This is a genomic window from Streptomyces sp. NPDC005775 (assembly GCF_042871565.1).
In the GTDB taxonomy this organism is placed as follows: Bacteria; Actinomycetota; Actinomycetes; order Streptomycetales; family Streptomycetaceae; genus Streptomyces.
In genome coordinates this window covers 1-15137 of record NZ_JBIAIU010000032.1, presented here as the reverse complement: position 1 = coordinate 15137, position 15137 = coordinate 1, and the positions used below count along the sequence as shown (strand labels likewise).

The 15137-nt window shown below is 71.0% G+C and carries 11 protein-coding genes and 2 pseudogenes; 6 read left to right on the top strand and 7 right to left on the bottom strand.

Annotated elements, in window-relative coordinates:
- Positions 1-252 precede the first annotated feature (252 nt).
- Positions 253-1431 (bottom strand): ROK family transcriptional regulator, encoded by a 1179-nt coding sequence (locus ACFYPA_RS37005; protein WP_359355124.1) that lies wholly within the window; start codon positions 1429-1431, stop codon positions 253-255.
- Between the two features lie 157 nt (positions 1432-1588).
- On the opposite strand from ACFYPA_RS37005, the gene ACFYPA_RS37000 reads away from it, so the two are divergent.
- Both ACFYPA_RS37000 and ACFYPA_RS36995 read left to right on the top strand, forming a co-directional pair.
- Positions 1589-2821: an MFS transporter gene (locus ACFYPA_RS37000; RefSeq protein ID WP_389137033.1), complete on the top strand. Its 1233-nt coding sequence runs from the start codon at positions 1589-1591 to the stop codon at positions 2819-2821.
- A gap of 140 nt (positions 2822-2961) precedes the next feature.
- Positions 2962-4356, top strand: coding sequence for a solute carrier family 23 protein (locus ACFYPA_RS36995; RefSeq protein ID WP_359087046.1), 1395 nt, complete (start codon positions 2962-2964; stop codon positions 4354-4356).
- 5 nt (positions 4357-4361) lie between these two features.
- Here ACFYPA_RS36995 and ACFYPA_RS36990 read toward each other — a convergent pair.
- Positions 4362-4583 (bottom strand): annotated as a pseudogene (locus tag ACFYPA_RS36990) (glycoside hydrolase family 6 protein); the annotation flags it as partial.
- 325 nt (positions 4584-4908) lie between these two features.
- On the opposite strand from ACFYPA_RS36990, the pseudogene ACFYPA_RS36985 reads away from it, so the two are divergent.
- The 3 genes and pseudogenes from ACFYPA_RS36985 to ACFYPA_RS36975 form a co-directional block, all read left to right on the top strand.
- A pseudogene (locus ACFYPA_RS36985) lies at positions 4909-5256 on the top strand (dihydrodipicolinate synthase family protein); the annotation flags it as partial.
- Complete coding sequence (locus ACFYPA_RS36980; RefSeq protein ID WP_359355130.1) at positions 5240-6265, top strand: hydroxyacid dehydrogenase; 1026 nt, start codon at positions 5240-5242, stop codon at positions 6263-6265. The pseudogene ACFYPA_RS36985 and the gene ACFYPA_RS36980, both read left to right, overlap by 17 nt.
- A gap of 50 nt (positions 6266-6315) precedes the next feature.
- Positions 6316-7164: a fumarylacetoacetate hydrolase family protein gene (locus tag ACFYPA_RS36975; RefSeq protein ID WP_389137029.1), complete on the top strand. Its 849-nt coding sequence runs from the start codon at positions 6316-6318 to the stop codon at positions 7162-7164.
- Between the two features lie 6 nt (positions 7165-7170).
- Here ACFYPA_RS36975 and ACFYPA_RS36970 read toward each other — a convergent pair whose 3' ends face one another.
- From ACFYPA_RS36970 to ACFYPA_RS36950, 5 genes are all read right to left on the bottom strand, one after another.
- Positions 7171-8871: an NAD(P)/FAD-dependent oxidoreductase gene (locus tag ACFYPA_RS36970; protein WP_359087040.1), complete on the bottom strand. Its 1701-nt coding sequence runs from the start codon at positions 8869-8871 to the stop codon at positions 7171-7173.
- A 50-nt stretch (positions 8872-8921) separates the two neighbouring features.
- Complete coding sequence (locus ACFYPA_RS36965; protein ID WP_359087039.1) at positions 8922-9719, bottom strand: carbon-nitrogen hydrolase family protein; 798 nt, start codon at positions 9717-9719, stop codon at positions 8922-8924.
- Between the two features lie 214 nt (positions 9720-9933).
- Positions 9934-10389 carry an Lrp/AsnC family transcriptional regulator gene (locus tag ACFYPA_RS36960; protein WP_018103925.1) on the bottom strand — a complete coding sequence of 152 codons (456 nt, stop codon included), beginning with the start codon at positions 10387-10389 and terminating at the stop codon, positions 9934-9936.
- Between the two features lie 136 nt (positions 10390-10525).
- Complete coding sequence (locus tag ACFYPA_RS36955) at positions 10526-11983, bottom strand: aldehyde dehydrogenase family protein (protein ID WP_359087036.1); 1458 nt, start codon at positions 11981-11983, stop codon at positions 10526-10528.
- Between the two features lie 194 nt (positions 11984-12177).
- Entirely contained in the window at positions 12178-13644 is a 1467-nt protein-coding gene (locus ACFYPA_RS36950) for a GuaB1 family IMP dehydrogenase-related protein (RefSeq protein ID WP_359087035.1), read from the bottom strand.
- A gap of 306 nt (positions 13645-13950) precedes the next feature.
- Here ACFYPA_RS36950 and ACFYPA_RS36945 point away from each other — a divergent pair, with 306 nt between their 5' ends.
- Positions 13951-14973, top strand: a complete 1023-nt coding sequence (locus ACFYPA_RS36945) for a terpene cyclase (RefSeq protein ID WP_359319512.1) — start codon at positions 13951-13953, stop codon at positions 14971-14973.
- Positions 14974-15137 lie beyond the last annotated feature (164 nt).

Below are 15137 nucleotides of genomic sequence, written 5' to 3'. Positions count from 1 at the left end.
GCCATTTCCTGCGGGGACTCCCCTGCACGTCCCCACCCGGCCGCCCTGCGTCTGCGACAGTCGTCGGGCTGATCCGCAGACGCGAGGCGGCCGGGTCCGGGGCCGTGCAGGGGAGTCCCCGCAGGACGACGAACAGATACCCGGGTGCCACTGCGTACCGGCGGAACGTTCGTCGTTCGAGGAGACGCCCCGGAGGGACCCCCGGACCCCCACCCCCAACCCAAGCCCGTCCGGCGATTGAGGACGGAACCCTCACGCCGTCGGGGCGAACAACGCGTCCTGCGCCGCCTCCCGCGCCGCGAGCACCGCGCCCCGCAGGACCGCCGTGCCGCCGAGCGTCCCCGCCCTGACCTCGGTGCGCAGCGGGGACATCATGGCCAGCCGCTCCTCGACCCGCGCGGCCAGCGCCTCGCCGCCTGCATGGCCGACCTCGCCCGCGAGCAGGACGCACCCCGGGTCGAGGACCGAGGCCACGGCGGCGGCCCCGAGGGCGAGGCGGTCGGCGAGCGTGTCGAGGAAGGCCTCGGAGTCGCCCTCCCCGGCCAGGGCCGCGCGTACGGCCGCCGAGGCACCGGGCTCCTGCCCGACGGCCGGGGCGGTGATCCCATGGGCGGCGGCCAGTTCGACGAGCGGCGCCGAGCCCACCAGGGAGTGGAAGCCGCCGTCGCAGTTGACGGCGGACGGGAAGCCGATCGTGCCGGGCACCGGCAGGAAGCCGATCTCGCCCGCACCGCCCGAGGCGCCGCGGCGCAGTCGGCCGTCCAGCATGACGGCAGCGCCGACGCCGTGGCCGAGCCAGAGCAGGACGAAGGTGTCGTGGTCCTGGGCCGCTCCGACGCGGTGTTCGGCGACGGCGGCGAGATTGGTCTCGTTCTCCACGAGCACGGTCGCCGGCAGCCGCTGCTGGAGCGCCCGGACCAGCTTGCGGTGCCAGGCGGGCAGGCCGGTGGTGTCCCGCAGCTCCCCCGTCACCGGGTCGATCAGCCCGGGGGCGCCGATGCCGACGCTGTGGAGCGGCGCCGTCCCGGCTGTGCGCGCGGTCCGTTCCAGGAGGGCGACGGCCTGTTCGACGGCGTCGTCGGCGGCCGTGTCGCCGCCGATCGGCTCAGTGGCCTCGGCGAGGGTCGCGCCCAGCAGGTCGGCGACGACCACGGCGACGCTGTCGGTGCGTACGTCGAGACCGGCCAGATGGGCGCGGTCGGCGACGATGCCGTAGAGGCGGGCGTTGGGCCCGCGGCGCTCGGCCCCGGTCTCGCCGACCACCCTGATCAGCCCCGCGCCCTGAAGCCGTTCGACCAGGTCGGCGACAGTGGGCCGGGAGAGCCCGGTGAGGGTCTTCAACTGCGTGGCCGTCAGCGGGCCGTCCTGCTGGAGGAGGCGCAGGGCGAGCCGGTCGTTGATGGCCCTGGCGGTGCTCGGTGATGCGGGCATGCCGGGATCCTTCCAGATCACCGCCGCGGGGCGTGACCAGGCGGTCTATTTATCAGGCAGGGTTCCTGATAGTTTACTCCCCGCATCGTGGAGAAGGGCGCCGGGGAGCGCCGTGAACCGTGCGGACAGAACGATTCCCAGGGGAGGGCACGGCGGTATGACTACGGATTCCACGGCTACGGGCTTCGGAGCACAAGAGGTGAGGCGAGCGAGGTATGCCGTCGCCGCGGTCTTCACCACGCACGGGGCGGTCACCGGCAGTTTCGCCACGCGAGTGCCCTGGATCCAGGAACACGCGGGGGTCAGCGCCGGGCAGCTCGGCATCGCCCTGGCCTTCCCTGCGATCGGCGCCTCGCTCGCGATGCCGCTCGCCGGCACGATCAGCCACCGCTTCGGCGCCAGGACGGCGTTGCGCGGGCTGCTGGCCATGTGGACCCTGGCGCTGATCCTGCCCGCCCTGGCCCCGAACCTGCTCACACTGTGCGCGGCACTCTTCGTGTACGGGGCGTCGGCGGGCATGTCGGACGTGGCCATGAACGCGCTCGGCGTCGAGGTGGAGAACCGCCTGGACAAGTCGATCATGTCCGGGTTGCACGGCATGTGGAGCGTCGGCGCCCTCATAGGTTCGGCGGCGGGCACCGTGGCCGCGCATCTGGGGGCCGACGCCCGGCTGCACCACACGATCGCCGCCCTCGTCCTCACCGCTCTGGGCCTGATCGCCTGTCAGCGGGTGCTGGACCTGCGCAGCGAACCGGACGAGGAGCCGCCGCCGCGCTTCGCCCTGCCTCCGAAGTCGGCGCTGATCATCGGCGCGGTCGGTTTCTGCGCGGTCTTCGCCGAGGGCGCCAGCCTGGACTGGTCGGCGGTCTACCTGCGTGACGTCCTGGACAGTTCGGCGGGGCTCGCGGCCGCGTCGACGACCGCGTTCGCCCTGACCATGGCCATCGCCCGGATCGCCGGCGACCGGATCGTCGACCGCTTCGGCGCGGTACGGACCGTGCGGACCGGCGGCGTCCTCGCCACGGTCGGCGGGGTGATGGTGTTCACCGCCCCGAACGCGGCCCTGGCCATGTCCGGCTTCGGACTGATGGGGCTCGGCATCGCCGTGGTCGTGCCGCTCGCCTTCGCGGCGGCCGGACGCAGCGGCCCCAATCCGAGCCAGGCGATCGCGGGCGTCGCGACGATCACGTACACCTCGGGACTCATCGCCCCCTCGGCCATCGGTTCCCTGGCCGAGGCCACCTCGCTCGTCGTCTCCTTCGGCGTGGTGTCGGTGCTGGCCTTCGGACTGGTGCTCGGCGCCGGTGTGCTCCGGGGCGCCGACCGCAAGCCCGTCGCGTCCTCGGACGCCGGAGCCGCCGGCAAGGCGGCGACCGCGCCGCTTCCCTGACGTGCGGCGCGCGTCCGGTGGGCCCGGAGCCCGCCCGAAAGGACGCCTCGTTCCGGGCACTAACATGGCGCTGATCTTTTCCGCGGTGGCGCCGTGCCCGACGAGGCACCGGACTCCGCATCTACACACAGGGAGCGACCATGGGCGGCTTCGGCGTGCGCTGGACCTTGCACGGCGACGGGAAGACGCCGGCACCGGGCGCGGTGGTCCGCCCCGACGAGCGGCTCTCCTGGCCCCGGACCTTCGGGCTCGGCGCCCAGCACGTGGTCGCCATGTTCGGCGCGTCGTTCGTGGCCCCTGTCCTCATGGGCCTGGACCCGAACCTGGCGATCATGATGTCGGGTGTCGCCACGGCCATCTTCCTGCTGGCCACGCGCGGCCAGGTGCCCAGCTACCTGGGATGTTCGCTCTCCTTCGTCGGCGTCGCCGCGACGATCCGGGCGAGTGGCGGCAGCAGCGCGGTCGTCACCGGCGCGGTGTTCGTGGTCGGCGGGGTTCTCTTCCTCGCCGGTCTCGCGGTGCAACGCTTCGGCGCCCGGATCATCCACGCGGCCATGCCGCCCGTGGTGACGGGCGCCGTCGTCATGCTGATCGGGTTCAACCTGGCGCCGGTGACCGCGTCGACGTACTGGCCGCAGGACCAGTGGACCGCCCTGCTGGTGATGCTGTTCACCGGACTGGCCGTGGTCTGTCTGCGCGGTTTCCTCTCCCGTATCGCGATCTTCCTCGGTCTCGTCTTCGGGTACGTCCTGTCCTGGGTCCTGGACCGGGTCTTCGGGAAGATTCACTCGCCCGCGGGCGGGGCCGAGGCCGTGGACCACTGGCGGCTGGACCTGTCGGGCGTCGGGAAGGCCGACTGGGTCGGGCTGCCGTCGTTCCACGCCCCGAGTTTCGAATGGTCCGCGATCCTGGTCGCGCTGCCCGTCGTCATCGCGCTGATCGCCGAGAACGCCGGTCATGTGAAGGCCGTGGGTGAGATGACCGGCCGCTCCCTGGACGCGAAGCTGGGTACCGCCATCGCGGCGGACGGCGCCGCCTCGATGCTGTCGACCGCTGTGGGCGGCCCGCCGAACACGACGTACTCCGAGAACATCGGGGTGATGGCCGCGACGCGGGTGTACTCCACCGCCGCCTACTGGGCCGCCGCCTGCTTCGCCCTGCTGTTCGGACTCTGCCCCAAGTTCGGTGCGGTCGTCGCCGCCATCCCCGGTGGGGTGCTCGGAGGAATCACCGTGATCCTCTACGGCATGATCGGGCTGCTCGGCGCGCAGATCTGGCTCAACGCCAAGGTGGACCTGCGCAATCCGCTGAATCTGGTGCCGGCCGCCGCGGGCATCATCATCGGCGTCGGCGGGGTCAGCCTGAAGATCTCCGACAACTTCGAGCTCAGCGGAATCGCGCTCGGCACCATCGTCGTCATCACCGGCTACCACGTGCTGCGGGCCTTCGCCCCGGCCCATCTGAAGACGCAGGAACCCCTTCTGGACTCCGGCACGTCCGCGTACGACGAGGAGCCGCCGGCCTCCGGGGCGTGAACCCGTCAGCCGGTGGCGAGCCGGTAGGCGTAGTCGGGGGTGAAGGACCCCGCCGCCCCCTTGCAGCCGTCGGACTCGCCGGGCAGTTTCACCCACAGGTAGGCGTCGACGCGGGACTCCCCCGTGTCGGTCGTGGGTGTCCTGCCCAGCGCCCGGCCCGCCGGATCGCACCACTCGCCGGCCTTCGGCGCACCGTTCCCGTTGCGGCTGGTGTCGATGATCGCGCCGTCGACGCCCCGGAAGGTGCAGCGTACGAAGTGGACCGGTGCGGTGACCCGGTGTCTGGACGAGGACGGCGCCGGCGGGCGGCTCGAAGGAGCAGTCGCTGATGGTGGTCGGCCGGTTGGATCGGGCGGAGCGCTGGACCCGGCCGCCGATCTGACCGGGCTGCCCGACGCCGGTAACGTGGTCTTCATGGTCGGCGCCAAGTTCGGCTCGGCCGGGGCGCCTTCGCACGCCTGGGCCGTGGACGCCGCGATGCCGGACCGCGATGCCGGACCGGGTGGCCGGGCGCGGGCCGGATGCGCGGATCGCCGCGTTCTCCACCGGCAGCTCGGCCAGTGGGCGGTATGGACGAGCGCGGCCGTGACCCTGCTCGACGACGTCCGGCGTGCCCGTGCCGGCGACCACGCGGCGATGGTCCGCTGTCTGGCCCGCCGCTCCGAGCTCGCCGACGCCAACAGCGCGGTCTTCGACGTGCGGGGCGCTTTCCGCGGCTGCATCGCGGGCGTGCACGAAGTCCTGCGCCGCCAGGGCCTGCTGGCGAACATCCGCTGCCTGGACCCGGCCGAGACGCTCTCCCCCGGGCAGGCGGCCGAGATCACCCGGGTGGCCCCCGCCTACCCTTGGCTGACCGATGACGCCTTCGTTGCGGAGCACCTCGATGCCTGGCTCTCCTGAAACCGCCGACCGCTCCTCACGGGTCGTCGTCGCCGTACCGCCGCACCTGCGCGCCCAGTTCTTCACCGCCGAGGTGTGGCGGGAGCTGGAGCGGGCGGCCGAACTCACCGTGATCGACGACCACTCCGACCGGGAGGCGGTCGCGGCCGCCCTGCCCGGAGCCCGTGCCCTGATCACCTCGTGGCGGGCGCCGAAGGTGGACGCCGGGCTGCTGGCCCACGCGGACCGGCTGGAGCTGGTGGCGCACACCGGTTCCGCGGTCGCCCCCTATGTCACCGAGGACGTGTTCCGACGCTCCATCCTGGTCACCCAGGCCGGTGACGAGATGGCCCGCCCCGTCGCGGAGGTGGCGCTCGCCTTCACGTTGTCGCTGCTCCACCGCATCCAGCGCTTCGACCACGCGCTGCGCGGCGGGCTGGAGTGGGCGGCGGCGGGCGAGGCGCCGCCGCGCCACGAGATCCACGGCAGCGACATCGGCGTGATCGGAGCCTCGCGCACCGGACGCGCGTACATCCGGCTGGTGCAGGCCATGGGGGCGCGGGTGAGTGTCACGGACCCGTTCCTCTCCGGGGACGAGGCGGCTGCGCTGGGCGTGACGCCCGTACCTCTGGAGACGCTGCTCTCGCACAGCCGGATCGTGGCCGTGCACGCCCCGGTCACCGAGGAGACCCACCACATGATCGGCGCCGCGCAGTTGGCGCTGATGCCCGATGGGGCGGGCCTGGTGAACACCGCCCGGTCGTGGCTGGTCGACGAGGACGCGCTCCTCGCCGAGCTGGCCTCGGGCCGGCTCGACGCGGCGATCGACGTCTTCGACGCGGAGCCGCTGCCCGTGGACCATCCGTTCCGCGCGTTGCCGAACGTGCTGCTCACCCCGCACCAGGCGGCGGGCAGCGTCGAGTGCCGGCAGCGGCTGGGCACCAGCGCCGTCAACGAGGTGCTGCGGCTGCTGGCGGGACGTCCTCCGGTCCACGCGGTCACCGCCGACGCCCTCACCCGGCTGCACTGAAGCCCGAAGTACCGAACCCGTACCCGTACCCGTCAGGAGATCTCACCGCCATGCGACTGATGCGCGTCGGCGAGCCGGGCCACGAGCGCCCGGTCGCCGTCAACCCCGAGGGCCGCCACTACGACCTGTCCGGCATCACCGACGACGTCGACGGCGCCTTCCTCTCCGCGCTGGCCGACAACCCGCACCTGATCCCCGCCGAATCGAACCTCCCGGAGACCGACATCACCGGGGAGCGCGTCGGCACCCCGGTGGCCCAGCCCTCCGCGCTCCTGTGCATCGGGCAGAACTACGCGGCCCATGCGGCGGAATCGGGTTCCGAGCCGCCCGAGCAGCCGATCCTCTTCTACAAGTCGCCGAACACGGTGGTCGGTCCGTACGACGACGTCCTCATTCCGCGCGGGTCGAAGAAGACCGACTGGGAGGTGGAGCTGGCCGTCGTGATCGGCCGCCGCGCCTCCTACCTGGACTCCCCCGCCGACGCCGCGGCCCACATCGCGGGCTACGCGGTCAGCAACGACGTCTCGGAGCGCGCGTTCCAGCTGGAGGAGTCGGGCGGCCAGTGGTCCAAAGGCAAGAGCTGCGCCACCTTCAACCCGCTGGGCCCGGTGCTGGTGACGGCCGACGAGGTGGGCGATCCGCAGCGGCTGCGGCTGCGCAGCTTCGTCAACGGTGAGCCGCGCCAGGACTCCTCCACGGCGGACATGATCTTCAGCGTCGCGCACCTGGTGCACCATCTCTCGCAGTACCTGGTGCTGGAGCCCGGCGACATCATCAACACCGGTACGCCGCAGGGCGTGGCCCTGTCCGGACGCTTCCCGTATCTCGGGCCGGGCGATGTGATGGAGGTCGGAATCTCGGGCCTGGGCCGGCAGCGCAGCGTCTGCCGGCCCGCGTAACGGCTCTCAGTCCTCCGGGAGTTCGACCGGCGCGATCTCGTCGAAGAGGTCGCCGGGGCCGGGGTTGGTGCCGTCGGTCGCACCGCCGAACTGGGTCATCACGCCCCACACGGCGTTCAGCGCGGTCTGCACGGCGCCCTCGGCCCAGCCGGCCGTCCAGGAGATGTCGTCGCCCGCCAGGAACAGGCCCCGCTTGTCGGCGGGCAGCCGGTCCTGCATGAAGTGGGTGAACAGCCGTCGCTGGTAGCGGTAGTGGCCGGGCAGGTTCGCCTTGAACGCGCCCATGAAGTACGGCTCGTTCTCCCACGACACCGTCACGGGATTGCCGATGATGTGCCCCCGGACGTCCACGTTCGGATAGATCTCGCCGAGCGACTTCAGCATGACGTCCATGCGCTCGGTCGCGGACAGCGGCAGCCACTTCAGGCTGTCGTCGCACCAGGTGTACGAGAGGCAGATGCTGGCCGGCTTGTCCGGGCCGTCGTCGAGGAGGTACGTGCCCCGCGTCATCCGGTCGGTCAGCGTCATCGACATGGCGTCGCGCCCGGTGGTCTCGTCCTTGTCCAGCCAGAACGGCCGGTCGACGGGGACGAACAGCTTGGAGGACTCCATGTAGTGGGTGCGCTCCATCGCCGTCCAGTGGTCGATGGGGAAGAGCGCGTCGTCGCAGGCGATCTTGGAGAGCAGCAGCCAGGACTGGCCGGTGAAGACGGCCGCCCGGAAGGTGCGGATGTCGCCGGTGGCGTCGGTGACGGTGATCCGGTTGCCGGCGGTACGGTTCAGCCGGGTCACCGCGGGGCGTGGGTCTCCCCCGTGCAGGGAGGCCAGTGAGGTGCCGAGCGGCCAGTGGACGATCTTCTGCGGCTCGCGCTCCCACAGCCGCAGCGGAAGCTGCTGGCTGCCGCCGACGATGGAACGGTGGTGGTCGTCCGCCTCGGTGTAGACGACGCGGAGGATCTCCAGGATGGAGTTGGGGAAGTCGGTGTCCCAGCCTCCCGTACCGAAGCCCACCTGTCCGAAGATCTCGCGGTGGCGGAAGGACTTGAAGGCGTCGGAGTCGCAGAGGAAGCCGTAGAAGGTCTGGTTGTCGAGCTTCTCGACGAGCCGGGCCCAGATCTCCCGGATCCGGGGCACGTCGCGCTCGCGCATCGCCCGGTTCATGTCGGAGAAGTCGGCGCCCTCCTCCAGGCAGGTGTTCCAGGCGTCCATCACGTCGCGGTAGACCTGCGGGAGGTCGTCGATGGTCCTGGCGTAGTGCGACTCGCCCTTCAGGTCGACGACGGTCGACGGGGTGACCGGGGAGAGCGGGTTGGGGAACGGTTTGGTCTCCAGTCCGACCAGGTCGATGTAGTGCTGGAGCGCGGTCGAGGACGGCGGGAAGCGCATCGCGCCCATCTCGGCGGTGAGCGGTTCGCCGTCCGTGGTGCAGCCGTCGAACTCGACGGTGCGCAGCCGTCCGCCGATACGGTCCGCCTCGTAGACGACGGGCCGCAGGCCCATCTTCATCAGTTCGTAGGCGGTGACGATGCCGGAGAGCCCGCCGCCGATGACGGCGACCTCGCTGCCGTGCTCGGTCGCCGGTATCTGCCCGATGCCGGCGGGGTGGGCGAGGAAGTCGTCGTACGCGTACGGGAAGTCCGGCCCGAACATGGTGATCGGCGGGGCTGCGTCGGTGTGCGGGACGGCCGGGGGCACCGTGGACGTCATGGGGTACGGACTCCTTGCGGGAAAACGGGTGGGTGAGCGGGGCGGCGTACTCAGGCGAGGGAGCCGTACAGGGCGGGGCGGCGGTCGCGGAGATAGGGGTTGCCCGCGCGGGAGGCGGTCAGGAGGGCGGGGTCGACGTCGCCGATAACGAGTTCCTCGCCGCGTCCCGCGCGCGTGCGGACCGTGCCGTCGGGACCGGCGAGAGCGCTCAGTCCGACGAACTCGAAGGGGCCCTCCGTGCCGGTCCGGTTGGCGTAGGCGACGTACATCTGGTTCTCGAAGGCGCGGACGGGGACGACGGCCTCGGCGACGAACGGGAAGGGATGCATCAGCGCGGTCGGAACCAGCAGCAGATCGGTGCCGGCCAGGGCGTGCGCCCGTACGTTCTCCGGGAACTCGACGTCGTAGCAGATCAAGAGGCCGATGTGGACGCCGTCGAGTTCGGCCTGGACGACCGGCCGGTCACCCGGGGTGAACCACTGCTCCTCGAAGTCGCCGAAGAGATGGGTCTTGCGGTAGTTGGCGAGCGCGGTCCCGTCCGGCCCGATGAGCTGCGCGGCGTTGTACAGGGTCTCGCCGTCGCGCTCGGGGTAGCCGTAGTGGACGGCCATCCGGTGCCGCGCGGCGATCTCGGCGACGGCCTGCGCGGCGGGCCCGTCGGCGGCCTCGGCCAGGCGGGGCACGTCGTCCCCGATCGCGTACCCGGTCAGGAACATCTCGGGGCAGACGAGCAGTCGGGCACCGGCCGCCGCGGCGCGCGCGGCGGCGCTCTCCAGCAGCTCGATGTTCCGGGCCACCGAGCCCGGACATCCGGAGCTCTGGAGCAGGGCGGTGCGCAACGGCGGCATGGCTGACCTCGGACGATGCGGGCGGGGGGGACGTATTGACGGTACGTTCCGCGATTCCCCCCGGACAAGGCGCGAGCGTTGCGCACTGACCGTCGATCTGTTGCGTCGGATCATCCGGTCGCGGCGATTCGTTGCACGGGGCGCCGAATCCAGCGCGTCCGGCGTTCGACGACGGAACCCTCGCGGGAGGACCCGGCCGCCCTGCGGAGGACCGTTACCCCGGCGACCCCGACGAATACCGCCGCAGCAGCGGCGAGAGCACCAGCACGGACTTCGTCCGCTCGACGTACGGCTCGCCCGCGATCCGCTCCAGCACCTGCTCGAAGTGGCGCATGTCCGCCGCGAAGACCTGGACGAGCGCGTCCGCGTCCCCCGTGACCGTGGAGGCCGAGGCGACCTCCGGATACCGGGCGAGCCCCTGCTTGATGGACTCCGGAGACGTGTTGCGGCTGCAGTAGATCTCGATGTACCCCTCGGTCTCCCAGCCGAGGGCCGCCGGGTCCACCCGGACGGTGAACCCCGTGATCGCTCCTTCGGCGCGCAGCCGGTCCACCCGGCGTTTCACGGCGGGTGCGGACAGCCCGATGATCGAGCCGATGTCGGCGTAGGAGCGGCGGGCATCTTCGGCGAGGGCGTGGACGATGCGTTCGTCGAGGTCGTTCAGGCGCACGTCGTACGGGTCACTTCTCTGCGATGGCGAGGCCCTGGCAGGGCGGGGCTCGGCTGATTCCGGGGACGGCGTCGCCGCCCCCGGAAGTAGACCATGGCCCGCCCCGCAGGGCGCGCTCACCGCAGGTGGCGCCGGGTCAGAACGGGAACTGCGAGCGCCCGTGCTGCACGGAGATCCACTTCTGGGTGGTGAAGGCCTCCAGCATCGAGTCGCCGTTCAGCCGTCCGAGCCCGGAGTTCTTCTCGCCGCCGAAGGGCACGATGGGCTCGTCGTGGACGGTGCCGTCGTTGATGTGGATCATGCCGGTACGGATGCGCTGCCCGATCCGGACGCCGCGCTCGATGTTGGCGGTGTGCACGGCGCCGCTCAGCCCGTACGGGGTGTCGTTGGCGATCCGGACCGCCTCGTCCTCGCCGTCGAACGGCACGAGGAGGGCGACGGGGCCGAAGATCTCCTGCGACAGCACGGGGGAATCGGGTGCCAGGCCGGTCAGGACGGAGGGGCTGACGACGTTGCCCTCGGCCCGTCCGTGCAGCAGCGCCGTCGCGCCGGCCTCGACGGTCTGGTCGACGAGGGCCGCGATGGCCTCGGCCTGGGTCGAGTTGATCAGCGGGCCGATCTGCGTCGCCGGGTCGGCCGGGTCGCCGACGCGCAGGGAGGCGACCTTCGCGACGAACTTCTCGGTGAACTCCTGCTCCACCGCACGGTCCACGAGGATCCGGTTGGCGGCCATGCAGACCTGCCCCTGGTGCACGTACCGGCTGAACACCGCCGCGTCGACGGCGTAGTCGACATCGGCGTCGTCGAGCACGATCAGCGCGCTGTTGCCGCCGAGTTCGAGCACGGAGCGCTTGAGGTTCGCCGCGCACACCGTCGCGACGTGCCGGCCGACCTTGTCGGAGCCGGTGAAGGAGATGACCTGCGGCACGGGGTGTTCCAGCAGTGCGTCACCGATCTCCGCGATGTCGGTGACGACGACGTTCAGCAGCCCTGCGGGCAGCCCGGCGTCCTCGAACACCTTGGCCACCAGCGTGCCGCCGCAGACCGGGGTGTTCTGGTGCGGCTTGAGCACCACGGCGTTGCCCAGCGCCAGAGCCGGAGCCACGGACTTCAGGGACAGCAGGAAGGGGAAGTTGAAGGGGCTGATGACCCCGACCACACCGACCGGCACCCGGTAGACGCGGTTCTCCTTGCCCGGGGTCGGCGAGGGCAGGATCTGCCCGGTGGAGCGCAGCGCCAGCCCGCTCGCCTCGCGCAGGAACTCCTTGGCCAGGTGCAGTTCGAAGGCCGCCTTCAGGCGGGTGCCGCCGAGCTCGGCGACGATCGCGTCACCGATCTCGTCCTCGCGCTCCTCGACGATCCGCAGGGCCTTCTCCAGCACCGCTCGCCGGGCGTACGGGTTGGTGTCCGCCCACGCCCGCTGAGCGGTCTCGGCCGCGCGGTAGGCCTGGTCCACCTCATCGGCCGTGGCGACCGGGATGGAGGCGAGCTTCTCCCCGTCGAAGGGGTTGAAGTCGATGATGTCCCAAGACCCCTTGCCCGGCCTCCACTCGCCGTCGATGTACTGATGGGCCAGGTCAGTGAAGAAGGACATGAGATCCCTTACCGCAGAGTGGCGGGCAGCTGAGTGGGATTCATATTACTTATTTTTCAACAGAGTTGGTATGGATCTCAGCCCGCCCCGGGGCATCGTTTCCGGCCATCCCCCTCCCTCGGATGCCCGGAACACACCGGTGCCCCTCCCGGCGTGAACATCCGGAAGGGGCACGGTCGGTGCGAGGTCGGGGATCAGCCCCAACTGGCGTGCAGCGGCTTGCCCTCCGCGTAACCGGCGGCGCTCTGCACACCCACGACCGCCTTCTCGGCGAACTCCGCGAGTGAGCCCGCACCGGCGTAGGTGCAGGACGAACGGACGCCCGCGATGATCGAGTCGACCAGGTCCTCCACGCCGGGGCGGGACGGGTCCAGGAACATCCGCGAGGTGGAGATGCCCTCCTCGAAGAGCGCCTTGCGGGCCCGGTCGTACGACGACTCGTCGGACGTGCGGTTCTTCACGGCGCGTGCGGACGCCATGCCGAAGGACTCCTTGTAGAAGCGTCCGTCGGCGGACTGCTGAAGGTCGCCGGGCGACTCGTGCGTCCCGGCGAACCAGGAGCCGATCATCACGTTCGAGGCGCCCGCGGCGAGCGCCATGGCCACGTCGCGCGGGTGACGGACGCCGCCGTCGGCCCAGACGTGCTTGCCGTACTTCTTCGCCTCGGCGGCGCACTCCAGGACGGCGGAGAACTGGGGCCTGCCCACGCCGGTCATCATCCGGGTGGTGCACATCGCGCCGGGACCGACACCGACCTTGATGATGTCGGCGCCCGCCTCGATGAGGTCGCGCACGCCTTCGGCGGCGACGATGTTGCCCGCGACGATCGGCACCTGCGGATCCAGCGCGCGGACCGCGCGCACGGCGCTGATCATGGACTCCTGGTGGCCGTGCGCGGTGTCGACGACGAGGGTGTCGGCGCCGGCGTCGAGGAGCTGCTTGGCCTTGCCCGCCACATCGCCGTTGATGCCGACGGCGGCCGCGATCCGCAGCCTGCCCGCCGCGTCGGTGGCGGGTGTGTAGAGAGTGGCGCGCAGTGCGGCCTTCCGGGTGAGGATGCCGACGAGCCGGCCGTCCGCGTCGACCGCGGGGGCGAGCTTGCGGTTGGCACCGTCGAGCTTGGTGAAGGCGTCGCGCGGATCGATGTCCGCGTCCAGCAGCACCAGGTCCTTCGACATGACCTCGGAGAGCTGGGTGAAGCGGTCGACGCCGGTCAGGTCGTGGTCGGTGACCACACCGATGGGCCGCCGGTCGCCGTCGACGACGACCCCGGCGCCGTGCGCGCGCTTGGGCAGCAGCGACAGGGCGTCGGCGACCGTCTGGCCGGGGGCCAGCACGATGGGGGTGTCGAGCACGAGGTGGCGCGTTTTCACCCAGCTGATGACCTCGGTGACGACCTCGATCGGGATGTCCTGCGGGATGACGACGAGCCCACCGCGACGGGCGATCGTTTCGGCCATCCGGCGGCCCGCGATGGCCGTCATGTTCGCGACGACGAGCGGGATGGTGGTGCCGGTGCCGTCGGGCGAGGAGAGGTCTACCCCTTGGCGGGATCCGACTGCCGACCTGCCCGGAACCATGAAGACGTCGTCGTACGTGAGGTCGTACGGGACGGAGGGGGACTCTGTGTAGCGACCGGTGCCGGGCTCAAGAAAACGCATAACACTCATTTTTTCATACGAATTGGCGCAGGTCGCTTCCACGAAGACACAGCAAATGACTCCCGCCATCGTATGTTCCTCCAAGGAACAGGACCGGGAGTCCCGGGCAAGTGGAACCTGCCTTGCCCACGGACCCTACCCGAGGAGTGCCGGAATCATTCGTGATCACCTTCTCTGGACCTGGTGACTTGGGGTCAGGTAGCTTCAAACGCGCAGGTCCCGCGGGTCACACGACACCCCGGAGCACCAGGTGGTGCGGCCACAACTCCCGCCTCACATACGACCGGAGAGGATCACGACCCGCCCGTGGAGAGCGAACTGCCGGACATCTACTGCCCGTTCCCCCAGAGGACGAACCCGCACGTCGGACACGTACGGGAACATCTCGACAGCTGGACCCGCAACACCGGTCTGGTGCACCGGGATTCGGCCAGGGATCGCTTCGAGCAGGCGGACTTCGGAGCCTTCGTCGGCATGGTCTACCCGACCGCCGACAGCAAGAACCTGGACCTCGTCGCCGACTGGTTCGTCTGGCTGTTCCTCGTCGACGACCAACTCGACGACGGGCACCTGGGCCGCAGCCCGGACCGCGTACGGGACGTCGTCGCGCTGATGCAGTCCGTGGTCGAGGGAACCGGCACGGGCACCCTGGCGAACGAGCGGCTGCCCGCCGCGGTCGTCGCCCTCACGGACCTGTGGGAACGCACGACCCCGGCCGCCCCGGCCCACTGGCGGCGGCGCTTCGCCTGGCACCTGATCACCTACCTCACGACGGCCACCACCTGGGAGGCCGGGAACCGTGCGGACGGCGTGGTCCCGTCCGAGGCGACGTACATCGAGAAGCGCCGTCACACCGGCGCGATACACGTCTGCATGGACCTGATAGAGATCGTGGCCGGCATCGAGGCACCGGAGTCGATCCACAACGACCCCCGCTTCATCACCGCGCTCGAAGCCTCGTGCAACGTCGTGTGCTGGGCCAACGACGTGTACTCGTACGAGAAGGAACAGGTGCTCGGCGAGATCCACAACCTCGTCCACCTCGTCCGGCACCACCGCGGTTTCGGCAAGCGGCAAGCACTGGAACACGTCTGCGCGGAGGTCGCCACGGAGACCGAGCGCTTCCTGACCGCCGAGGCCGAACTGCTGGCCGCCCACCCCCAGCTCGCCTGGATGCTGGAGCCGTACCTGGACGGGATGCGGAGCTGGATGCGGGGAAACCTCGACTGGTCCCGGCAGACGCCGCGCTACAACCCGGCCGACGTGAGCCAGTACAAGGAGCCGGAGCAGTACCTGGAGGCCACGGTCCTGGGGGTCGGGCAGGACTGACCGGGCACGCTGGAGCGGACGGGAGGGGGGGGGGGGGGGGGGGGCACCCCCCCCCCCCCCCCCCCCCCCCCCCCCCCCCCCCCCCCCCAACCCCCCCCCCCCCCCCCCCCCAAAAAAAAAAAACACCCCCCCCCCCCCCCCCCCCCCGAGGCGGCGCCCCCCCC